Below are 22886 nucleotides of genomic sequence, written 5' to 3' on the forward strand. Positions count from 1 at the left end.
GAACTCAGAGGTGAAACGCTGCTGCGGCCACGATAGTTTAGGGGTAGCCCTACGCAAAAATAGCTCGATGCCAGGATTCATAATACAAACCAAAAGTCTCCTCATTATTATTTGAGGAGGCTTTTGTTATTGCTGCAACGTACTCCTAAAACAACACAAAAACTTATTTTAAAAATCGTAATAGCTCCGTTTTGATTCGTAGGTTATATCAAGTTCGGATAATTACTTATAATAAAGGTGGAATCGTTGCAGTGGATCTATTCAAGTACTATGCCGAAACAGATTGCGATCGCTAACCACTCAAGTAAAGAAGAATTGTTAGTTGGTTATCGTCAAGCAACAGAAGCGACAGAGCGTAGGCATTACCAAATAATTTGGTTATTGGCAACAGGAAAAACGCCTCAAGAAGTGGCACAAGTAACAGGTTATACAAGAATTTTGATTTCTCAGCTAATCAAACGGTATAACCAGTTCGGTATAAGTGGGCTAGGAGACAGGCGTCATGATAACCCAGGAAAAGAGCCAGGATTAACAGATCTGCAACAAGCCCAGCTTTGGCAAGTGCTGTCAGAAAAAGCACCAGATGGGGGATTGTGGAACGGTCGTAAGGTTGCGGATTGGTTAAGTGAATTGACAGGAAAATCGATCAGTCGGCATCGGGGATGGGAGTACCTCAAACAAATGACATTTCGCCTGCGTGTTCCTAGGCCAGAACATGGAGAAGCTGATCCAATAGAGCAAGAAAATTGGAAAAAAAACTCGATTTGAGGGTTAAATTTCTCCAAGCGAGATATCCAAACGCCGAAATAGAAGTTTGGAGCATGGACGAGCATCGTATTGGACTTCATCCCATCCTACGTCGAATTTGGGTATCAGAAGAGTGAACAACCAATTGCATCAGTGATTCAGAAGTATAAATGGATGTGGTTGTATGGGTTTGTACACCCAGAATCCGGTGAAACTTATTGGTGGATTCTTCCAAATGTCAATACTGAGATATTCAATCGAGTTTTAGCTGATTTTGCCGGGGAATACGGTCTTGGGACTGATAAAAGAATTCTCTTAGCTATTGACCAAGCTGGTTGGCATAAATATTGACCAAGCTGGTTGGCATAAAAGTAATGATTTAGAATTACCAGCAGGTATCGATTTAATCTACTTACCCGCTTACTCACCGGAATTACAACTCTTCAGTTAGGTTGTGGCCTCTAACTAACGAGATTGTAGCCAATTGTTCCCCAAATTCTTTAGATGAACTCGAAGAACTTATGGTACTTCGTTGCCAAGAAATTATGAAGCAGCACGACTTAATTCAAGGACTAATATCAAGTCCGGTTAATCACTTATGATTACCGGATCTGTGCAAAAATCGTAAAAGCCTCTTTCCCCCTGCTCCCTGCTCCCTGCCCCCTGCGGTCTAAATGATAAGTGCTTTGACCGGACATGATATAAATTGCTACCACTGGTGGCCAAAAACCAGATCGGCTTAATTATAAGTAATCATCCGAACTTGATATTACATCATATTCAAATGCCAATTTGTACTCCAGTTCACCAAGCTCCCAAGTATCTTTCGTTTCCAACCAACTTAATATTTATTCTCGCTGTTCAAGAGGGGCAGTCCAGTAAAAGTAGTTGACAAGATGCACAGTTTTTGCAGAGTGTAAAAAGAGGAGAACACGGTATCAGGAGTGCAGCGACCATGCGTCCGTTAGTTTGGAACCCTCCCGTAGAACTGTCAGCAAAAGAAGAAAAAGTCGCAAAACGTATACGCAAAGCTAAACTGTTTGTATTTTTAAGGCAGATACGTCACGAATTATTTGACGCAGAATTTCAAATAGAACTAGCAACGGTTTTCAAGGACATGTCCCAATGGGGTGAGTTTACCATTTAGTGAAGGAACTGTTGTCCATTTGCCAAAACAAGAATGTCAGGCTTGCTTGTCCAATACGTTCTCAATGCACTGAAAGTAAACTTGGTCGTAGTATCTCTATTCATCCTGACGAGTCTCTACTTGTGGAATTACGAGAACGTCAAACTACTGAGAGTGGACGTGCAAAACTTCGTGAGCGCGTTAGCGTTGAGCATAGTTTGGCTCATATTGCTCAGTGGCAAGGAGATAAAGCTCGCTACATTGGCTTACGTAAAAACCTTTTTGACCTCCGACGCATGGCTGTTGTCCACAATCTCCACGTTCTTGCCCGGATCTCCGAAACTAATGCTGGAGAAATTGCTCACCTGAATGCTCCACAATCTGCTTAATTTGTCAATACCTTCTACTGGACTGGCTCTCTAGCAAGAAATTACTAGACAAGACATTCCCAGCAGTTTCCTACTCCGAAAACAAACACGTCATGGTCAAAGGAACAAAATCCCCCTATGACGGAGATACAGCCTACTGGAGCGAACGTAACAGCAAGCTCTACAACGGCGAAACATCTATTGCTCTGAAAAAGCAAAGCCATAAATGTGCATCCTGTGGTCTGAAGCTCATCGATGAGGAACGGGTTCACCTGCATCACATCGCCGGAAACCACGCCAACTGGAAGAAAAATAATCTTGAAGCAATTCACGAGAGTTGCCACGATTACAAGCACATGAGCAAAAGCGCAAGCTAAGAACATCGGGAGCCGTATGTGGCGAAAGTCATACGTACCGATCTAACTGAGAGGTGCGGGAGATAATACTCCCCATCGATTCAACCATAGTATCAACGCTGTCGAGTAAACTACCACGCCAATGTTGCTCAAGCCAACCAAAAGCACGCTCAACAGGATTATATTTACTATGATCAGGAGGATAATAAGCTAGTTGAATTGTCAGTTGAAATTTGTGAGAGAAAAATCCCGTAAGGGGTAAGTGCTGGACAATTTGAAAAGTCATGGTCGTATGCAACTGTTTTGACACGGGTCTTTCCACTTCTATCAAACTCCCCAATTTTGATTCCCACCTTGGCATCTATAGAAATTCTCAATGTTGTTGAGTCATCATCCGCTTGCTGATTGATACGGTTAACTTCTTTAAAGATTGCTTTTGTTTCTGGTATCTGTTTGATTGGTTTTGTTTTAGCCACCCTTTTTAAGCCATAACCTAGTTCATTCAATTGATGCCTACGGCTGGCTACGCATACGCGTCATGTTTAAAAGCATCGTTCATACATGCTCTTCAATCGGCAGTAATGAAGTTAATTTAATACTCCATTTATCATCACATTTTAAGTAGAGTTACTGATTTACAAAAATAATCTTGTCTTAACCTCTCACAAATGACTGCACACTAATTATTCTCTCAGTATCCCTGCCTTTTGGATCATTTTTTCCTTAGATTACTCTAATTGGAATTCACACCGAGATTTTGTCCTGAGTCTACTACCAGAAGATTGTTGTCGTTACTATCAATTTGTTACCTAATTATTAGTAGTATTGGGTAATTTTGCGATCGCTGCGGGGCGGTTTGTTCGTTTTCGGCTAAAAATCCCCCGTTGCTACTTTGCACTTGAGCCACAGTTAGGTAAAAGAGGAATATATCGGGCTGATGGTGATAACAAAGATAGCCTGCTAAATCAAAGGCAGATGACTTGGTGACTTGCCTTACCAAATTATCTTAATTCTTTAAAATACAACAACACTTAGTGATAATACTTATTTTGTGTTTACTTACTTTAATATTACTTTTACATTCTATTTATAATTACTGCCCTAAAAGTAGCTCAACTTCATACTTGAGAATATACCCTACCTCTTCACTATTGCTTAGAAAAACATAATATCCTGCTTCATGATTACTTAAATTAAATGTCATTACTTATACCATTGTAGTAACAGCTTAAAAGATTGATATTAAAGAGGTAGTTTAAAAATATAGCTTGTCTCTCTACTACATGAATAAAAAATGGGCTGCTAAACGACTTACAATCAATCTCACATCAAGTGAGGCACAGAAGCTTGAACAATACTGTTCAATAACGGGGAGACCAGCAACCGATGTGATTCGGGAGTTAATTCGCTCTCTTTCTACTCAAGAGGAAAAAGTCTCCCAAACCTAGTAACTCATACCGAACAAAAAACAAAACCATGATATGCACTTCTCAAGTTGTGAGGGAAATATAGTGTTTCACAGTTATCAGTTATTTTCCTGCAATCATGCACTATAGGTAGCAACTGAACACAATCCAGATGTGATTCTGCTCATTAAGCCATGCCCAATATGGATGGTTTTGAGCTAATAGTTCAGCTACAAGCGAATCCGCAAACCCGTTCTGTTGTGATCATCGTCTTTAGTGCCAGCGTATTCGAGTCAAATCACCAGTGGAGCGGAGTTTAGAGGCAGGGGCAACAGCATTCCTGCCCAAACCCCTCCAGATCGACGAACTACTCAATAGTGCGATCGCTGTTGGGAATGGATCTATGCCCAATCTTCATCTCAGCAGTCCGCCAAATTGGGGGTTTTCATGATACTTTCTCCTATTCTGCGTCAGGAGAAGGAGTACAAGTTGGGCATTACCCGCCCAAAGTGCTGGCTCAACTTTCCAAGATAGACCCTTCAAAAGTCTTGTTGACCACTAAGGGAATCCCAAAAATAAATTCTTCAGCCAAATATAGTTAATTCACCGTAGCGATCGCCACTCCGAAAGTAAGGATAACAAGTTTTTTGTCCGCTGGGGGACACACCGTTATTTACATTGCCCATCCTACAATCAGTAATGGCTTTACCAAAACCTACCTTTTAGATTCTCCTTTGGAGTACAGCGATCGCCTCTTCGACAGCTAAGAATCTAATGAGATGCGATCGCTTGTTCTCAATTGCGACGGAAATTCCTCTTACGTTGCTTGTGCCTTGCGACTTCTTTGCGCTTGTGTTTTTCCAAAGGCGTTTCAAAGTGACGATGCTTTCTCATGTCTGGAAAAATACCTGCTTTGGAAACTTCCCTCTTAAATCGACGTAAGGCTGACTCAATTCCTTCATTTTCGCCCACAAATACTTGGGTCATTTTCATCTCCTACTTAATTGGTACTGGGCAATTTTAAGCCATCCAGTAGACCGGAGCGCAAAAAGGGCAGATAATGATTCTGCCCTTAAGACGTTAAAACTTAATTTTTTTTCTTAAAGCTTAGTAGCGTCCTCGAGAGTATCCTCCACCACCACTGTTGCCGCGACGGTCGCCACCACCAAAGGAACCACCTCTATCTTCCTTGGGTTTAGCCTTATTCACTTTAAGGTCGCGTCCCATCCACTCAGCACCATCAAGAGCTTCAATAGCAGCTGTTTCTTCAGCTTCTGTACCCATCTCTACAAAAGCAAAGCCGCGTGGACGTCCTGTTTCACGGTCAGTAGGCAACTGAACCCGTTTTACAGAACCGTGTTCGGCAAAAACAGAAGTGAGGTCTTCTTGTGTGACCTCGTAGGATAGATTACCTACATAAATTGACATGCGTTATCTCCAAAATCATAGGTGTGTAGAGATTTAGATTTCGGAGACAAGCTTGTTAAGACCAAAAGGGAAAAGCCTGTCAATACTAAAAACAAACACTGTAACCGAATTTTATTCTCACCTAATTACCTTAGCACATCATTCAGTTCTTACCCACCGTAAAAAAGGAAGTACTAAGAGTCAGAGCGCTACGCGCAAGATTGGGCATTGGGCATTGGGCATGGGGCATGGGGCATTGGGCACTTGTACTGAGCGAAGCCGAAGTATTGGGCATTGGGCATTGGGCATTTATTTTTTCTTCCCCTGCTCCCCTTGTCCCCTCATCTCCCTCATGGGCGAACTCGTGATTGAGTAGCAGAAATTCCCCAAATAATTGCAAAATAAATGCAGTTCGTCATTGTTACTACTTGGAAATGCCGACTACACTTGCTGACGCCAAAAATTTACTTTCTGACCTCATTGCCCGCTACTCAGAGCGTGTAGATTATCTGATGATTCGCCTTGAAGAAGCAGAAGGGACTGATATCTTGTTGCGTGGCGACAAGGTAGAAACCCTCAGTGAAGGCATCTCCATTGGTGGACATATTCGCGCTTGTTATAAAGGTGGATGGGGGTTGAGCTGCTTTAACCAGCTGGCGACAATCAAGGATCGTATAGAAGAAGCGATCGCTGCTGCGCGGATGGTTGGTGATGAAGAAACTTTACTTGCACCCATTGACCCGGTGCAAGCAGTATGCATTCTACCCCTAAAAGGCACCGATCCCCGAAAAATCCCACTCTCGAAGAAAAAACAATTGTGCGATCGCTATACTGAATTACTCAAAAGCGTTGATCGCCGGATTACCACTACCTCGGTGCGTTATGGAGACAGCGCCCAAAAAGTGATCATCGCTACCTCAGAAGGCACTTTAATCGAGCAATCTTGGGTGGATATGGAAATGCGCTTTGCCGCCACCGCCAGAAATGGCGAAACCGTACAAACTGGACGGGAAACTACTGGCTCTCGCAAAGCTTACGAAGATTTAACTGATTTAGATGAACAGGTAAAAGGTGCCGCTCAAAGAGCGATCGCAGCTTTATCTCTGCCATCGGTCAAAGGCAATACCTACACCGTAGTCATTGACCCAATTCTCACGGGTTTGTTTGTTCACGAAGCCTTCGGACATCTTTCTGAGGCCGATATGGCTTACGAAAACCCCGATCTGCTGGAAGTCATGACTATTGGACGGCGGTTTGGCCCAGAAGAACTCCAAATTTTTGATGGTGCTGCCCCAGAGGGACATCGCGGGAGCTATTTTTACGATGATGAAGGCACGCCTGCCACTACTACTCAACTAATTAAAGATGGAGTTTTAGTTGGACGTTTGCATTCTCGTGAAACCGCTGGCAAATTGGAGGAAGCGCCTACGGGTAACGCCCGCTGTCTCAACTATCACTTTACTCCGATTGTGCGGATGACAAATACCTGGATTGAACGGGGTAAAACACCAGTCAAAGACTTATTCACCGATATCAAAGAAGGAGTTTATGCCCGTAATTGGTTGGGTGGGATGACGAATGGGGAAATGTTCACCTTTAGTGCTGGGGAAGCGTGGATGATTAGGAACGGCAAAATTGCTGAACCAGTGCGGGATGTAACGCTTTCGGGAAATGTATTCCAAACTCTAGCGGATATTGAGGCAATTGGTGATGATTTTTACTGGGATGAATCCGGTGGTTGTGGTAAGGGAGGGCAAAACGGTTTGTCAGTGGGTTGTGGTGGTCCTAGTCTCCGAATTCAAGATGTAGTGGTTGGTGGGGAAACGTGAACTACCGCCGCTATACCCAGTATTTTGGGTGTAGCGGCGGGCTGACGGCGAATTAGTAAAAAAAAATCAATTTGCTAGCCAGAAAGCAAGGTTACGCACATAGGTTTTGATATCTTCTAAGGCGCGTGGCTCTTTTTTCATCCCATCTCCTGGTGCTTCATCTACAAAAGTGGGACAGCCTTTGTTAATATCCCAGTTGTAATCTACTAAATGATGGAAGCTGGAGTTAGCTACTGCTCGTCCTAGCATATTCCCTTGTTCATCTTGATGATGCTCGATCGCTACAACCAGATTGAAGTTACGACCTGTAACTAAACTTTTACCCAGAGCAATTACCCGCGCGTTTGCATTGCCCAAAGGTTTGCCAATACCGCCTTCGTGGGGATGTGCTGGGAAAAACTCGATACTTCCCGAAGGTGAATTGGGATTTTTGAAAAGTTCGTGAATGGGTTCAACAATGGTAATTTTTTGATAATCGCCGTTAGCTCCAGAATGATAGTTGGGCCAGGAGATATAAGTTGTGTGTGAGTCATCTCGGCTCCAGCGAGATTCATCGGGATCGGGATTTTTGGTGTTGAAATAGTGGACATCACCAATGTCAACTAAACCACACATCGAACAGCCCATATCCTGATGATCGCGTGTTGTCAGAATACCGCCGCCGCGTTGCCGAAAAGCATTAATTCCGGCAATGTCTTTTTCGGTTAACCCCTTATCCACCTCTAAGCCAAATAGCCAAAGTTGATCAAAATCTGATTTGTCGAGACTACTTAAAACTGAATCACCACCGACTGCATCTGATTCGTAACCGCGTCCCGTAACTTCAAATAAGCAGTTTCCTGTTTCGTCTTTAATCGATGCTAAATAATCTTGTAACATCGAGAAACGAAAAATGCTCCAGTCATCTTCAGTCGTAGGAATCGTAGTCTGCAAAAGAATACGAATTGGTTTTGCCATAACCTCTGCCAGATGAACACCACAATTGAGTATAGCGATCGCTTTGCACTAATGCTTAAATTTTTAAATCCCTCAACATCCCTCCCAAGGATGAAAGTAACTCACAACTCTAGGTAGTAGCGCCAGTTGTTGAGCATGGCTAATCTAGATAGTAAGTGATTCGATATTCACTCTGGTTTGATTCACCATACCAATCCTCCGTGGCGCGTGCTGGGGATTTACTGCCTGTCTGGCGTAACCTGGATAGTCTCAATTAAACGTTCCTTAGCAGAGTGACAGATATGAAAGCAGATCAACTTCTGAAAAACTATGCCGCAGGTGTCAGAGACTTTACTGGTGTCAACTTGAGCGAGGCAAACTTAAGGGAAGCCAATCTCAGTGGCGTAATTTTAGATAGAGCAATTTTAGATGGAGCTAATCTGAGTCACGCTAATTTAGCCCACGCCAGTTTGATTGAGGCTGACTTAAATGGAGCAGATTTGAGCAATGCTGACCTCAGTGGTAGCAACTTAAGTGGAGCTATTTTGGATGGAGCTATCTTGGATGGAGCAGCAATGGAAGGAGCTAATTTAAATCACGCTGATTTGACGGTTGCGAAACTGATTGAAACTAACTTGAGTGACGCGGATTTGCAGGAAGCAAGCTTGATAGCGGCGAATCTAGATGGAGCCGATTTGAGTGGTGCAGACTTAACTGTAGCCGACTTATCTCAGGCAAATCTCACCCAAGCAGATTTGCACCAGACAAATTTGAGTGGAGCAAATTTGTCTGGTGCCAATATAGAAGGAACAATCCTAGATGAGAATGTGTGACATCTCCCACCGCTAAATCGCAGTAACAATTATAGCGGTGGGATATAAGGCGAATTAGCTAAATCAGTCAACATTAACAAGTAAAGTATTTACACTGAAAATAAATTTAGAGCAGTTTGTAGTTGAGTTCGATAGAGACCTGACAAGAACAGCCCCTTCTCTACAAGGGAAGGGGAGTAAGCTAAATGGCATTGTCAGTCGATGCAATAGCATTGTCAGTCGATACAATGGCATTGTCAGCCGATGCAATAGCATTGTCAGCCGATGCAATGGCATTTTCAGCCGAAACAATGGCATTGTCAGCCGATACATTGGCATTGCAGGTCAAGAGACTTGTGTGTACACCGTAGCCTAAAAGGAAAGAGGTTTGGATGATCGCCCTCAAAACTCGGAATCTTTAAGCTTAGAACTCGCAACTTTGAGCTTGGAACACCAAACGCCGATCTGAGAACTTGGAATGTTGCGTGAGAGTCTATAACTTGTGTGTACAGATTATCCGCTTGCAAGAAAAAGTAACGTGGATAAATTTTCTACACACAAAGATACTACTTTGATCAAGTTTGCTACAAGTAGTGTTATTTATGATTGTCATAATTAAAACAATCGACTCTCAATTATCAATGGTGAACTCTACCCTCGTTGTCACACTCTATGTCAACCCTATGACAGGGAATGATACCAATACTGGTTCACGGTTGAGTCCTTTTAAAAGCCTTACCCGTGCCTTAAAAGGAACCAAAATTCCCACAATAATTCATTCGGAATCGGGGACTTACAGCGCCGCTAGTGGTGAGATGTTTCCACTCGTCATCCCTGGAGGGGTGACAGTGGTGGGTAACGAAGCGAACAAAGGTGCAGGGATTGTAATTTCCGGGAGTGGCGAGTATCAAAGTCCCAGCTTTGGTATGCAAAATATCACGCTGCTCTTGGTAGATAATGCCAGTCTTTTAGGTGTAACTGTAACCAATCCCTCAGCCAAAGGTACTGGTATCTGGATTGAATCGGCTGCACCTACTTTAGCTAACAATACTTTGAGCGACTGTGGGCGAGAAGGTGTGTTTACCACTGGTACTGCCAAACCCGCTATTTTAGATAACATATTTGTGCAAAATAATGCTAGCGGGTTAGTGATGGCAGGTCATAGCCAGGGAGAAGTATTGCGAAATGTATTTCAAAGAAACCCTTTAGGCATAGCAATTAGTGACTTTGCCGCTCCTGCGATCGCAAATAACAAATTATCAGAAAATCGCACAGCGATCGCACTTTCTCGTAACGCCCAACCTGTGCTGCGTCAAAATATCATTGCTAAAAATACCCAAGGTGGTGTATCTGTCAATGGCAATGCAGTCCCCGACTTAGGTAATACCCAAGATGCCGCTGATAATATTTTTCGTGATAACAGTGAATTTGATTTATATAATGCCACTACACAAAAGCTAGTTTCTGTAGGTAATCAGTTGAATCCTACTCTAGTCAAGGGCTTGGTCGAATTGATTCCAACCAATCGAGTAGCGGTTAGCACCAGTTTCTCTGACGCCCCGACAGAATCCCCATCTCAAAAACTCCCTGCGCCTGTTCACCTAGATGAACATTGGGCAGAACCATTTATTCAGGCATTAGTGAGCATGGATTTAACTCATGCTTTTGCCGATGGTAACTACCAGCTAGATAAACCCATGACTCGCGCCCAGTATGCAGTTATGGTGGCGATTGCCTTTAACCCATTTCCCAAAATCCCAGCACCTGATTTTACGGATGTACCCAAGGATTTTTGGGCTTATAGCGGTATCCAAATCGCGGCTAGCGGTAGCTTTGTTGGCGGATTTAGCGATCGCACTTTCCGCCCCAATCAAAATGTCCAACGGCTACAGGTGATTGTCTCCCTAGTAAACGGACTGGGACTACCAGCTGCTGATAGCGATGCTTTAGAAGTATATAGCGATCGTTATACCATTCCCGACTACGCCCGAAAAGCCGTTGCCACTGCTACACAACGGGGAATAGTTGTCAACTATCCAGATCCGAAAGTGCTTGCACCTTCACGTTTGGCAACACGCGCCGAAGTTGCAGCGATGGTTTATCAGGCATTAGTCGCCATTGGGCGAACATCTGCAATTAAATCAGTCTATGTAGGGTTGCATTCCAGAAGTTGACAAGTAGAATAGGAAACACTGCTTATCGGCTTGGCACTCTTGGAAAAAAAAACCATGTAGTTAAAAGCACGCTAGGCTAATATGCGATGGGTGACAAATCTTAGACCTATTGCCTAAAGCTAATAGCCCCATGTTAACAACACTTCCAGATACTTCTGCCAACTTAGCGATCGCCTTATTAATTAACTATAGTTTCGATCTCAGTGGGTATAGTGCCAATGAGCTAGTTGAGCGTTGGCAAACGCAATACCCACTTAATTGGCTACACCTGGCAGTGATTGAAGCACTATATCAAGGTCGTTATAAAGCGGTTTCCGTGCAGCAAATTTTAGTATTTTGGCAGCGCCGGGATCAGGCTATATATCATTTCAACATGGAATTTGAACGGATGATTTGTAGCAAATTTCCCCAAAGCTTAACCTCATTGGCTGCACCAGCTCTACCGCCAGCTAAGAAAAACCCTACTGTAGAGAAAGTGACGAGTCCTCAATTACCACCAGCTAAGATTCATAACGGCTATCAACACAGTAATACTGCAACTCTACAACTGAAAAGTTCCGAACCAAAGACATCTTTGAGTGAAGAAGAGGGGAAGCAGGAAGATAGAGAGAATAAAACCGTCTTGAAGTCTCCGCTTTCTGGGAAATTTGCCTCTTCGGCAACCCTTCAGCTATCCTCTGCTGTCAGCCAAAGGCAAACTTCACAAGAAAGTCCACCGCCCTCTCCATCACCAAGCCATCATCAGCGACAGCCAAAACTGCTCCCACCTGCTGCTATTCATGCCCCAATCGGGCAATTTACTCCAGAAAAAAGCGATCGCTCTGAGTCTTTTACATCTAAACTCAAAGCGATGTCTGGTGAACAGAATCCGCCAATTGTGGGGAGTGGGGAGTAGGGAGTGAGGACTGGGGACTGGGGTAAGGTTTTTACTCTGCAACTAACTCCTTAAAGCGCTCATCATCGGCAATCTCATCAAAATCTAGGTCATTTGCTGCGTCTTCTTTATACCTGGGATTAAGTTCAATTGCTTGTTGTAGAGTTAGCAGAGATAGTTCAACTTGTCTTTGCAGTGCGTAACAGGCTGCTTTGTTGTAATAGGCACTGGCATAATCTGGCTTAATTTCTAAGGCTTTGTTAAAACTAGCGATCGCTTCATCATCGCGTCCTAATCTCACCAAAGTATAACCGCGTTTATCCCAGATTTTGGGAGAATTGGGTTGGAATTCCAGCGCTTTATCCAAAGATGCTATTGCCTCTTCGTATTGTTCCAATGCTACTAAGGAAAGACCGCGATTCAACCAAGCAACTGCATCATCAGGCTTGATTTGTGTAGCTTTGTCAAATGAGGCAAAGGCTTGCTGATGCTGTTGTAAGTTCCCAAAAGCAACGCCGCGATCGCACCAAGCTTGATGATAATCTGGCTGAATCTGAATAGCTCTATCATAAGATGCGATCGCATCTTTGTAGCGTTTCAACCTTCCGAGAGTTAGACCTCGTTTTAACCAAGCTACAGGTTCATCAGGTTGAATTTTAACCGCTTGATTGTAAGCTGCGATCGCATCTTCATAGCGTCTTTCAGAAAACAGCCCATCTCCCTGTTTTACATACTCATCAGCAGTGAATTCCGGTTGTTGTGGCTGTGACTGTATTTCTTCCTCAACTTCAGAATTCACCATCTCTAGAATGGATTCAGGCGTAATTTCAGTTAGTTCTTGAAGGATGAGATCCTTTCTTTCTTGGGCATCCAATTGTAACTCAGAGAGATGAGAGACAAACTCAGTTTCTAGTCTTTCTAACTTCTCCAAAATAAAAATCTTTTGTTGTTGAGCATTCAATTGTAATTCTGAAAATTGCGAAGTAAACTCCGAACCAGACTTTTCTAAATTCTCAATGATTAACTCTTTGCGGTTTTGAGCATCTACCTGTAATTCCGATAGTTGTTCAGCAAACTCTGACTGCAATACTACTAAACTATCAACAATTTTATTTTTTTGCTCCTGAGCATCTACCTGTAATTCTGATAGTTGAGATTTCAGATGATTATCTAATTTACCTAAATTCTCAAATGTAATCTCTTTTTTATTTTGAGCATCTCCCTGTAATTCTGATAATTTATCAGTAAATTCTAACTGCAATTTTGTTAAACTTTCAAGAACTATATCCTTTTGCGTTTGAGCATCAGACTGCCATCCAGAAAGTTGAGATATGAACTCACACCTTGATACTTCTAAATCAGCAACGGCTAGTTCTTGCTGTTGTTGCACACCTAATTTTAACTTAGACAGTTCCTCTGCCATAACAGATGCTAATTTTCCTAGATTCTCCAGTGCTATATCTCTTTGTTGTTGAGCATCAAACTCTAACTTAGATAGCCCCGAAGCAAATTTTGACTCTAAATTTTCTATATTTTCTTGAGATTTTTTGAGTTCATTTTCTAATCTACTTAATACCTGTGCTTTAGCTAAATCTAGCTCAGATGTAAGCATAGATACATTGTTTTGCTCGGTTTTAATTTTTTGTTGTAAAGCAGTCGTTTCTTGTTCTAATTCATAATTGATTTTTTTAGCTTCTTGAATAACATTTTCAGCATCTTGCTTAACGGTGGTTAGCTGATTTTGTAATTTTTCCATTCCCTGTAGTTGTTGCATTGCTCTATCAACAATTTCACGGATTACCACCCGTCGCAGGAGCCAAAATAAAGCAATGATTGCGACTGGAAATAGACTTAATATAACTAGCCAGACATTGAGTAAGATAGTTGTACGGCTAAAAGCGCTATTAAAATCAGATTGGACTTGCTGTTGAATTCGCTTTTCTGCTCGTAGTCGTGCTAATTCTTCCCGTTCCTGATTCGATAAGACTGGAGTCGTAGTTAGTGCTGAGGAAGGTGATGGTGTAGATTGTCCACTGGCAATTCCAACGGATAACAGTAAGGGTAAAAAGACAATAGTGCTTTTTACAATTAAAGCGAAAACAGCTTGATTTTTGCTCTTCATAACAACCATCTCAGTCTGTTGGTCAGTTTTTGAAGCGGCGTGCCTCTCTCCAATCTATAACAGAATTAGGTAGTGAAATGTTGTAGAGGCAGTGGGAAATGCTGAACAATCCTTAACTAATCCATTCCCTCATCCCTTAGTGTACGTGAAACTTCAGTGGTGGAGCGCAGTCAAGTTTTTGACAATTTTTTTGTGAGGTACTATTATAACATTACTAAGTTGTAGCTACTGGCAAAGACGGCAAAAACCAAGCAGCACAAATAAGATTTATCAACCTGTGGAAGACAGATTGCAGGAGCATTGACGCTTTCTCAGACCATCCACCGAACTAGGTTCGGACTTTGTTGCTACAAATGGCAGGGCATTGAAACTGGAATTCCCACCTGTAGGCGAAGTGTCAGGCGTGCGGACTTCGCACTAACATTAGATTATCGAGGGTAAGCAGATTACTTGTCCTAAAATTAACTTAACAAAGGCGGTAGAAAATGAGTCGCATAAATCCTTATACACTGCAATTGCAGATTACCCGAATGTTTGAGCAAGGGCAATCATTTTTTGCCATAACCAAGGTACAAGAATGGTTGAAAGAACGTAAACACAATCCAGAAGATTATGACATTCTTTTCCATAAAAAACCCGCGCCTCCGGGTTCCAAAGAAGTGATGGTAGTAGAAATTGAATTACGCCGCAAAAATGGACAACCTGTAGATCCTTGGTTACAGGAACAAGCAAATCTCCATGCCTGATTTTAGCAACTAGCAATTTTCAATTTAAATTCATATTATCTTAACAAAAGTTCCCAAAAAAGAGCGTTCCCAATTGCAGAACGCTCTTTTTTATCTTTGTATCGATCATAAATCAATACACTTGGGTTAAAGCTTTATCCTCCCTAACCCTCCTTAAAAAGGATCGTTTATTTAGAGGATGTTTGAAAAGTCCTCTTGTCGGTATCAAAACGTTTTAGAGCCTCCTAAATCCCCCTTTTTAAGGGGGACTTTGATTCCGGTTCCCCCCTTAAAAAGGGGTGTTAGGGGGGATCAATAAGTGCTTAAAATCACAGCCAAATACTTTTCAAACACCCTCTTAGGAATAGATTTTATCTGTGCGATTCCCCATATCAAAAACATTAAATTCAATCCCGTCTAACTTCAGCATCAAAGCCTCTAGTAAGAGGTTGATTCTTTCCTCAATAAAAATACTCAGGGCGTGTTCAGGAAGTGCATCGGCTCTTGACCATTCAAGAATAATCGTCGGTATGAGATGAGAGTGTAGCACTATCTCTAAACCAGGCTCGTCATATTCTTTGAGATAATCTAATGGATTTTTATCGCTAATTTGCAAATTAGTTATTTGAGACAGATAGGCAATATTCATTAAGCTGTCACATTCTATTTGACTAGCAATACCACTCTGCTTAATAAAGTTAACCGGAAATATATGGTGCAAGTTAGGCTTATCTGTAAGCAAGTAATAAACATCAGATAAAACATCTCTATGGGGTTTTGCCCAATCTTGCGGCTTGTGGTTTGCATAAAGTGATAGGATTGCTCTGGATAAGCGACCTCTATAACTGTAGAAAGATTTTCTTATCGAATTCTTATCAATATCAAATTTATTGAATGAGTAAGTAGTATTAGCCTTTTGTTGATTAACAAAGTCTATATGTTGCCAAAGGTGAGTAGTGTTTGTTAGTAAGTCTGCATTATGAAAACTATAATACCAAAAATACTTATCTAAAAAACTATAATCTGGTTTAGCATTACGATAAAAATATGCTGTGAGAGTCAGGTATAAATATCGGTAAGGAATTAATCTTCCACCCTTAATATGCAAACAATTATCAAAGAAATCAAAAGTTTTAGCGATCGCTATTTTAAAATCAGACCATACAGCTTCAATATATTCTGTTTTTAGCTCATTGAGATATCTATCAGTAATATTCTGTATCCCAGCTTCGGGAAATTCAATTTTTACTACTACAGCTAGCATCTGGAGCAATGTCCAATTATCAATACTGGCATATTGACTACTAGGAATAGTTTTTTTAAATTTATCAAATAATTCACGAAGATAGAACCCAGAGATATTATTTGTCTTATTTTCAGGACGAAAAGTCTTTGCTACCACAATATCAAAGATATTCAAGGGTTTGCCAGCTTGATTAATCCGCTCAAATATTTGACAAACTTCTGCAACTTCAATACCGCGTAATTCAATGAAGGACATTCTATAATTATCCAAAACTTCTTTACACTTCGCTAGCTGTTGCCTATAGGGATGATCAAAGTCACCATAGCCACCTTTATAAAGATTTCTTTCAACATTGCTATAATCATTTTTAATATCTTCTAACTTGACAATCACATTTTCATCATAACGTTGATTTTTACTTTTATTTAATTTATTTTGCCCATTTTTATCATCTATTTCATCCCAAAATAAAAATCGTTTGATGTAACTTGTATCATCTGTAGCATCAGTAAATTCAATAGTCAAATCTACATATAGCGCTGGGTTAAACTTATTTTTGCAAGCAATATTATTCTTATCTCCATATATTGAGGTTAGAAGGGCAGTTGTCCTTTGTTGTCCATCTAAAATATATTGGTATTCGTTAGAGGAAAAATCGTCAGCAAGCTTAATACCCCCTATTTCTCTATGACTTTCAAGCTTGGTACTAGTTTTCCAAATTAAAATACTTCCTAAAGGGTAAAATTTATAAATACTATCCCAAAGCTTTTTAACATTCTCTCTTTCCCAGACAATATCTCGCTGAAAAGTGGGAATTTGATACTTTTTAGCCAAGAGATTATCCAAATAGGTAGCAATGGCAGAATTAGTTGGCTGAATGCGATCAGTGTATATAGACATTGAATTAACTTTAGCTAACTTTGAGTAAATATCAAGATTGGTGTGTGAATTTTACTTCTTTTAGTAAAATTCCATACAAAGGTAACTGATATTTAATTAAGTGGCAACTCAGATTTTAGAAAATCTCTGCAACCTTTCTTCCATGCCAACGTTGCCCTGTAAGCCTCCTGTGTGTACCAGCAACAAGCGATCGCCTTTACAAAAAAATCTCTGCTTTAGTAAATCCATCACTCCGTAAAACATTTTAGCGGTATATACGTAATCAAGGGGTATGCCATGTTCCTCCCGGAACTGCTGGCTGAACTGTAGCAACTCGTCGTTCACTTTTGCATAGCCGCCAAAGTGGTAATCACACACTAATTCCCAGTCAGCCGGAGAGGTATATGGTGCGGGTAAACCAGAGGCGAGATAATTTGTCAGCAGATTTTCGATTTCTTGTGCAAGAAAAGCCCCATTTTTCAATACTGGAAAAGCGATCGCTCTTTGCTTTTGATCCAACGATAGCGCAATACCAGCCAGTGTGGTAGCCGTACCAGAGGCTACGCATATATGATCAAATGCGTAGGCGTAGCCAGCCGTAGGCATCGCTTCACCAACTATCTCTGTGCAGCCCCGGACACCATTTAAATTACAGCCACCTTCGGGAATAATAAACACCACACCGAAACGTTGTTGCAGATATTCCTCTAACGCTGGTGTGTTGCGCTGTCGATACATCTCGCGGTTCAAGTACACAAGCTGCATACCCTGCTGTACAGCGAAACTCAGCGTCGGGTTGAGTGGTAGCCTTTCCTCCCCACGAATTACACCAATGGTGCGAAAACCGAAAAGATTACCAGCCGCCGCAGTTGCATAGATGTGATTGGAATAAGCGCCGCCAAAAGTAAGCAGCGTTGTAAAATTTTTTTCCTTGGCCTCCAAAAGATTGTACTTCAGCTTGAACCACTTGTTGCCGTTAACCAAGGGGTGCATGATATCGAGGCGTAGCACATACAGATCAACACCAGCGTGACGGGCGATTTCGCTGTTGATTTGTTGTAGAAGAGGAAAAAAGATTAACGACATGTGTCAACATTGTAACTTAGAATTTACATTCTCTCACATTCATTATTGAAGATAAAACTAATGGTAAACATTCAGTAATTCAATGGTAAGTCCATCAAATAAAGAATAAATCTTTCTGATGATTAGCTTTAGAAATCGGCATTGTACTAATTGAGTATTTCAGGTAAATATAAGAAACATAACGCTCGCTCCAGGTAATATTTTTTTGGAGAAAACAAATGGTTGCACTCACACAGCTTGCTCAAGTTATTCCCAATCCAGGACGTTTGACGATTCAAACTGTTGAAATTGCTCCTCAAACGACTGCTATCCGTTGTCTTGACTGGGATAGAGAACGTTTTGATATCGAGTTTGGTTTACGGAATGGGACGACCTATAATTCTTTCTTAATTCAGGGAGAAAAAGTTGCCTTAGTTGACACATCTCACCGCAAGTTTGAGCAGTTATATCTTGAGATACTGCTGGGATTAATTGATCCGACTAAAATAGATTACTTGATTATTAGCCACACCGAACCCGACCACAGTGGCTTAGTGAAAAATATTTTACAATTAGCTCCCTCGATTACTGTTGTTGGTGCTAAGGTAGCTATTCAATTTTTAGAAAATATGGTTCACCAGCCTTTTAAATCAATGCAGGTGAAAAGTGGAGAGCGATTAGATTTAGGCAACGGACACGAATTAGAATTTATCTCTGCACCTAACTTACACTGGCCTGACACAATCTTGACTTATGATCACAAAACCTGCACTCTCTACACCTGTGATGTATTTGGGATGCACTACTGTGATGACCATACCTATGATGAAAATATCACTTCAATAGAGGAGGATTTTAAATATTACTATGATTGTCTCATGGGTCCCAATGCCCGGTCTGTATTGACAGCTTTAAAACGGATTGAAAATTTAGAAATAGTCACAGTTGCCACAGGACATGGACCTTTATTAAAACACTATATTTCCGAATGGCTCGGACGGTATCAAAACTGGAGTTTAGAACAAGCAAAAACAGAGACTTTGGTAGCTCTATTTTATCTTGAAGATTACGGCTATAGTGAGCATTTAGTCCGTACCATAGCACATGGATGCGCGAAAACAGGCGTGGCAGTAGAATTAGTAGCTCTCAATATTGCCGAGCCTCAAGAAGTTCGAGAATTAGTTGCACAATCTTCTGGCTTAGTAATTGGAATGCCAGCCCAATCTTCTCTGGTGGCTCAAGCTGCTTTAAGTACAATTTTAGCTGCTATTCACAAGAAACAGGCAATTGGTTTATTAGAATCAGGAGGCGGAGAAGATGAACCCATTTACCCCTTACGCAACAAGTTTCAAGAACTGGGATTAATTGAAGCCTTTCCACCTATCTTAGTTAAGGAAACTCCTACCCAAGCAACGGAACAGCTTTGTGATGAAGCGGGGACAGATATGGGTCAATGGTTAAATCGCGATCGCACCATTAAACAGATTAAATCCATCAATACCGAGCTAGAAAAAGCTTTAGGGCGTATTAGCACAGGATTGTATATTATCACCGCCAAAAAAGGAGAAATTCAGAGTGCAATGTTTGCTTCTTGGGTGACACAAGCGAGTCTTGAGCCTTTAGGAGTAGCGATCGCAGTATCCAAAGAACGGGCAATTGAATCCTTGATGCATGTTGGCGATCGCTTCGTTCTAAATGTTTTAGAAGAAGGAAAATATCAAGGATTAATGAAACATTTCCTGAAACGTTTTGCTCCTGGTGCAGATCGCTTTGCGGGAGTGAAAACATATCCAGCTAACAATGAATCGCCCGTTTTAGCTGAAGCTTTAGCTTATATGGAATGTGAAATTACTAGCCGCATGGATTGTGGAGATCATTGGGTAATTTATAGCACAGTTCAAACTGGAAGAGTTGCCAAGCTAAATGCACTTACCGCCGCCCATCACCGCAAAATTGGCAATCATTACTAAATTTCTCATTTGTCATTTGTCATTGGACAATTCAATTTTGGATTTTGGATTAAATTTCAATCTAAAATCCAAAATCTAAAATCTAAAATTCTTGCTCCCCACTCCCTACTCCCTACTCACAAAAAACTATGTATAAATCTCCTGAAGATCCCCCAATTACCATGTACGAAATAAATCGGGGGCGCGTCGTACGCTCCTTGGAATTTATTCAAGATATAATTGTAATTTCTTTGTGTATCGGTTTATTTAGCTTCATGGTGCTTCAGGTGAGAGATATGTTTCTCTCCCTACTTCCGCCTCTAGATTTTCATGCTGTTACTGCCGATATTCTCTTTTTACTTATCTTAGTTGAGCTATTCAGACTGCTGATTATTTATCTACAGGAACATCGAGTATCTATTGGGGTAGCTGTTGAAGTATCTATTGTTTCCGCCTTGCGAGAAGTAATTGTTAAAGGTGTTCTAGAAACTAATTGGAGTCAAGTTTTAGCAACTTGTGCCTTTTTATTAGTGCTGGGAATACTACTGTTCCTCAGAGTTTGGCTACCCCCGACCTTTGAAGGTATCGACCCGGAACAAGAAGCATCTAAACGCTATAGAAGCCGAGCCAAGTCTGAATTAACACAAACCAATAGTCATTAAGAGTAGGGAGTAGGGAGTAGGGAATAGGGAATAGGGAGTAGGGGAGCAGAAAGCAGGATCTTCTCTTCTGCCATGCCCAATACTTCGGCTTCTCTGCCAGACGCTACGCGAACGCTCAGTACAAGTGCCCAATGCCCAATTAAGAGAGGTTATTATGTCTGCAAATACTTTAACTACCAGCCATCCTAGAGATGTGCAGGTTGCTGAAATTGGTAAAAATACTCTGATTTTGCGATCGCGGACTTGGGAACGACTAAAATTTGAGGTTGAGTATTCCCGCCAACGGGGAACTACGGCGAATTCTTATCTGATTCAAGCTGATAAAAAGGCTTTAATTGACCCTCCTGGTGAATCCTTTACCGAAATTTACCTTCAGCAACTGGCCCAACATCTAGACTTTACCACCCTAGATTACATTGTTCTCGGTCATGTCAACCCCAACCGCAGAGCTACCTTGCAAGTATTGCTCTCTCAAGTTCCTCAAGTTACTCTAATTTGTTCTCGCCCCGCCGCCAATGCTCTAAAAACCGCCTTTCCCGAATGGGCATCACGTATTCAAGCGGTGCGATCGGGGGATACTGTAGATTTAGGACAAGAACACCATCTATCATTTATCTCCGTACCAACTCCCCGTTGGGCGGATGGACTTTGTACCTACGATTCCGCTACAAAAATTCTCTACACAGATAAACTTTTCGGCGCTCATATTTGCGAAGATACTTTGTTTGATGAAGATTGGAAGGGATTAGATGCGGAACGTCGTTACTATTTTGAATGTCTCCATGCGCCCCAAGCCAAACAAGTTGAAGCAGCCTTAGATAAATTATCAGTTTTGGGAGCCAGATGTTATGCCCCAGCACACGGCCCGGTTGTTCGTTACAGCCTGAGTCGTTTTACTTATGATTATCGTCAATGGTGTCAAGGGCAAAAATCTCAAGAATTGAGTGTGGCTTTGCTCTATGCTTCTGCTTATGGTAATACAGCAATTCTGGCGAATGCGATCGCTCAAGGTTTGATTCAAAATGGAATTAATGTAGAATCAATCAACTGTGAACTAGCAGATTCTACGGAGATTAACCGCATTGTAGAAACTTGCGATGGCTTGATTATCGGCTCACCCACTTTAGGCGGACATGCACCGACTCAAATTCAAACAGCTTTAGGAATAGTCCTCTCGGCGACGGCTAAAACTAAGTTAGCAGGGGTGTTTGGTTCCTACGGATGGAGTGGAGAGGCAATTGATTTACTAGAAAGTAAACTTAAAGATGCAAATTATCAACTAGGATTTGAAACAATTCGAGTGCGTTTTAGTCCTACTCCTGAAATTCTCCAGCAGTGTCAAGAAGCAGGTGCTTCCTTTGCCCAAAACTTGAAGAAAACCAAAAAACTGCGGACTTCCCGCCAGGTTGTCACAGAAACCCATGTAGATCGTACCGAACAAGCGGTGGGGCGGATCATTGGTTCTCTGTGTGTTGTGACAACTCGTGATGAAGAAGCTCACAAAGGGGTTTTAACTTCTTGGGTATCGCAGGCAACTTTTAACCCGCCAGGGATTATGATTGCGATCGCTCACGAGCAGAATGCAGATTTAATGCATCATCCTGGTGATAATTTTGTATTGAATATTCTCAAAGAAGGAAGAAATGTGCGACGCTATTTTTCTCGTCATAGCACTTTAGGAGATAATCCCTTTGCAAATCTTGCCACACAAACTGCTCTTAATGGTTGTTTGATTTTGAATGAGGCATTAGCCTATTTAGAATGTACGGTGCAAAACCAGCTTGAATGTGGCGATAGATGGTTAATTTATGCCGTCATCAATCACGGGGAAGTGTTGGAAAATGATGGCGTCACTGCTTTAGAGCATCGGAAATCTGGCAGCTATTATTAACCTGACTTTTCGCGGTATCTGGAAAATCTCTCTCTTAAAAGGCTACCGTGTACACCAGGGCTATTTCATTCTCATCTAGCCCGTCTCAGAATAAATTCTGAGTCTAAGAGGTTGTTTGAAAAGTGATATGTTGTGATTTTAATCGAATTGTTACCCCCCTTAATCCCCCCTTATAAAGGGGGGAAACAAGAAAAATTTGGTTCCCTCCCCTTTATAAGGCTATCCATTAGTCACATCTTTCTTAACATTTCTGTAAGGCAGACTCAGAGGGAATAATAGAAGTAAGCAATGAGAGCATCATTGACTTGAGAG

19 protein-coding genes and 4 pseudogenes are annotated in these 22886 nt (G+C 41.6%); 16 read left to right on the plus strand and 7 right to left on the minus strand.

Going from position 1 to position 22886, the window contains the following annotated elements:
- Nucleotides 1–270: 270 nt before the first annotated feature.
- The 4 genes and pseudogenes from V7K30_RS21870 to V7K30_RS21885 all read left to right on the plus strand — a co-directional run.
- Nucleotides 271–1349 (plus strand): annotated as a pseudogene (locus tag V7K30_RS21870) (IS630 family transposase).
- 353 nt (nt 1350–1702) lie between these two features.
- Nucleotides 1703–1894 (plus strand): hypothetical protein, encoded by a 192-nt coding sequence (locus tag V7K30_RS21875; RefSeq protein WP_335002831.1) that lies wholly within the window; start codon nt 1703–1705, stop codon nt 1892–1894.
- Nucleotides 1866–2262 (plus strand): annotated as a pseudogene (locus V7K30_RS21880) (transposase); the annotation flags it as partial. The gene V7K30_RS21875 and the pseudogene V7K30_RS21880, both read left to right, overlap by 29 nt.
- Before the next feature lie 29 nt (nt 2263–2291).
- Nucleotides 2292–2618, plus strand: a pseudogene (locus V7K30_RS21885) (HNH endonuclease); the annotation flags it as partial.
- 82 nt (nt 2619–2700) lie between these two features.
- Here the strand turns inward: V7K30_RS21885 and V7K30_RS21895 are convergent.
- A pseudogene (locus tag V7K30_RS21895) lies at nt 2701–3112 on the minus strand (ISAzo13-like element transposase-related protein); the annotation flags it as partial.
- A gap of 310 nt (nt 3113–3422) precedes the next feature.
- On the opposite strand from V7K30_RS21895, the gene V7K30_RS21900 reads away from it, so the two are divergent.
- The 3 genes from V7K30_RS21900 to V7K30_RS34335 all read left to right on the plus strand — a co-directional run bounded on the left by V7K30_RS21900 (nt 3423) and on the right by V7K30_RS34335 (nt 4454).
- The gene (locus V7K30_RS21900; protein WP_335002837.1) at nt 3423–3584 is read left to right on the plus strand and encodes a hypothetical protein; all 162 of its coding nucleotides are present in this window, start codon (nt 3423–3425) and stop codon (nt 3582–3584) included.
- 296 nt (nt 3585–3880) lie between these two features.
- A complete protein-coding gene (locus V7K30_RS21905) occupies nt 3881–4045 on the plus strand; it encodes a CopG family transcriptional regulator (protein ID WP_335002839.1) in 165 nt (54 codons plus the stop codon).
- 262 nt (nt 4046–4307) lie between these two features.
- A complete protein-coding gene (locus V7K30_RS34335) occupies nt 4308–4454 on the plus strand; it encodes a hypothetical protein (RefSeq protein ID WP_442941089.1) in 147 nt (48 codons plus the stop codon).
- A gap of 344 nt (nt 4455–4798) precedes the next feature.
- Here V7K30_RS34335 and rpsU read toward each other — a convergent pair whose 3' ends face one another.
- Entirely contained in the window at nt 4799–4990 is a 192-nt protein-coding gene (gene rpsU / locus V7K30_RS21915; RefSeq protein WP_094333031.1) for a 30S ribosomal protein S21, read from the minus strand.
- A gap of 120 nt (nt 4991–5110) precedes the next feature.
- On the minus strand, nt 5111–5431 hold the full coding sequence (locus V7K30_RS21920) for an RNA recognition motif domain-containing protein (protein ID WP_335002841.1): 321 nt from the start codon (nt 5429–5431) through the stop codon (nt 5111–5113).
- 413 nt (nt 5432–5844) lie between these two features.
- Here V7K30_RS21920 and V7K30_RS21925 point away from each other — a divergent pair, with 413 nt between their 5' ends.
- Entirely contained in the window at nt 5845–7239 is a 1395-nt protein-coding gene (locus tag V7K30_RS21925) for a TldD/PmbA family protein (protein ID WP_335002843.1), read from the plus strand.
- 66 nt (nt 7240–7305) lie between these two features.
- Here V7K30_RS21925 and V7K30_RS21930 read toward each other — a convergent pair whose 3' ends face one another.
- The gene (locus tag V7K30_RS21930; RefSeq protein ID WP_335002845.1) at nt 7306–8196 is read right to left on the minus strand and encodes a hypothetical protein; all 891 of its coding nucleotides are present in this window, start codon (nt 8194–8196) and stop codon (nt 7306–7308) included.
- 281 nt (nt 8197–8477) lie between these two features.
- Between V7K30_RS21930 and V7K30_RS21935 the strand changes: the two genes are divergently transcribed.
- The 4 genes from V7K30_RS21935 (at nt 8478) to V7K30_RS21950 (ending at nt 12056) form a co-directional block, all read left to right on the plus strand.
- Nucleotides 8478–9008 (plus strand): pentapeptide repeat-containing protein, encoded by a 531-nt coding sequence (locus V7K30_RS21935; protein WP_335002847.1) that lies wholly within the window; start codon nt 8478–8480, stop codon nt 9006–9008.
- Between the two features lie 185 nt (nt 9009–9193).
- A complete protein-coding gene (locus V7K30_RS21940; RefSeq protein ID WP_335002849.1) occupies nt 9194–9358 on the plus strand; it encodes a hypothetical protein in 165 nt (54 codons plus the stop codon).
- A 270-nt stretch (nt 9359–9628) separates the two neighbouring features.
- Complete coding sequence (locus V7K30_RS21945; RefSeq protein WP_335002867.1) at nt 9629–11161, plus strand: DUF1565 domain-containing protein; 1533 nt, start codon at nt 9629–9631, stop codon at nt 11159–11161.
- A gap of 130 nt (nt 11162–11291) precedes the next feature.
- Nucleotides 11292–12056, plus strand: coding sequence for a hypothetical protein (locus V7K30_RS21950; RefSeq protein ID WP_335002851.1), 765 nt, complete (start codon nt 11292–11294; stop codon nt 12054–12056).
- Between the two features lie 31 nt (nt 12057–12087).
- Here V7K30_RS21950 and V7K30_RS21955 read toward each other — a convergent pair whose 3' ends face one another.
- Nucleotides 12088–14157 carry a tetratricopeptide repeat protein gene (locus V7K30_RS21955; RefSeq protein ID WP_335002853.1) on the minus strand — a complete coding sequence of 690 codons (2070 nt, stop codon included), beginning with the start codon at nt 14155–14157 and terminating at the stop codon, nt 12088–12090.
- 485 nt (nt 14158–14642) lie between these two features.
- On the opposite strand from V7K30_RS21955, the gene V7K30_RS21960 reads away from it, so the two are divergent.
- Nucleotides 14643–14903 (plus strand): hypothetical protein, encoded by a 261-nt coding sequence (locus tag V7K30_RS21960; protein ID WP_335002855.1) that lies wholly within the window; start codon nt 14643–14645, stop codon nt 14901–14903.
- 337 nt (nt 14904–15240) lie between these two features.
- On the opposite strand, the gene V7K30_RS21965 is transcribed toward V7K30_RS21960, so the two are convergent.
- Together V7K30_RS21965 and V7K30_RS21970 are read right to left on the minus strand one after the other, a co-directional pair.
- Nucleotides 15241–17028: a GmrSD restriction endonuclease domain-containing protein gene (locus tag V7K30_RS21965; protein WP_335002857.1), complete on the minus strand. Its 1788-nt coding sequence runs from the start codon at nt 17026–17028 to the stop codon at nt 15241–15243.
- A gap of 108 nt (nt 17029–17136) precedes the next feature.
- The gene (locus tag V7K30_RS21970; protein ID WP_335002859.1) at nt 17137–18093 is read right to left on the minus strand and encodes a 1-aminocyclopropane-1-carboxylate deaminase/D-cysteine desulfhydrase; all 957 of its coding nucleotides are present in this window, start codon (nt 18091–18093) and stop codon (nt 17137–17139) included.
- Between the two features lie 218 nt (nt 18094–18311).
- On the opposite strand from V7K30_RS21970, the gene V7K30_RS21975 reads away from it, so the two are divergent.
- The 3 genes from V7K30_RS21975 (at nt 18312) to V7K30_RS21985 (ending at nt 22574) form a co-directional block, all read left to right on the plus strand.
- The gene (locus V7K30_RS21975; protein ID WP_335002861.1) at nt 18312–20042 is read left to right on the plus strand and encodes a diflavin flavoprotein; all 1731 of its coding nucleotides are present in this window, start codon (nt 18312–18314) and stop codon (nt 20040–20042) included.
- 128 nt (nt 20043–20170) lie between these two features.
- Nucleotides 20171–20683: a phosphate-starvation-inducible PsiE family protein gene (locus tag V7K30_RS21980; RefSeq protein WP_335002863.1), complete on the plus strand. Its 513-nt coding sequence runs from the start codon at nt 20171–20173 to the stop codon at nt 20681–20683.
- Between the two features lie 154 nt (nt 20684–20837).
- Nucleotides 20838–22574 (plus strand): diflavin flavoprotein, encoded by a 1737-nt coding sequence (locus tag V7K30_RS21985; protein WP_335002865.1) that lies wholly within the window; start codon nt 20838–20840, stop codon nt 22572–22574.
- Nucleotides 22575–22886 lie beyond the last annotated feature (312 nt).

This window comes from Nostoc sp. (genome assembly GCF_036917655.1).
Classification (GTDB): domain Bacteria; phylum Cyanobacteriota; class Cyanobacteriia; order Cyanobacteriales; family Nostocaceae; genus Nostoc.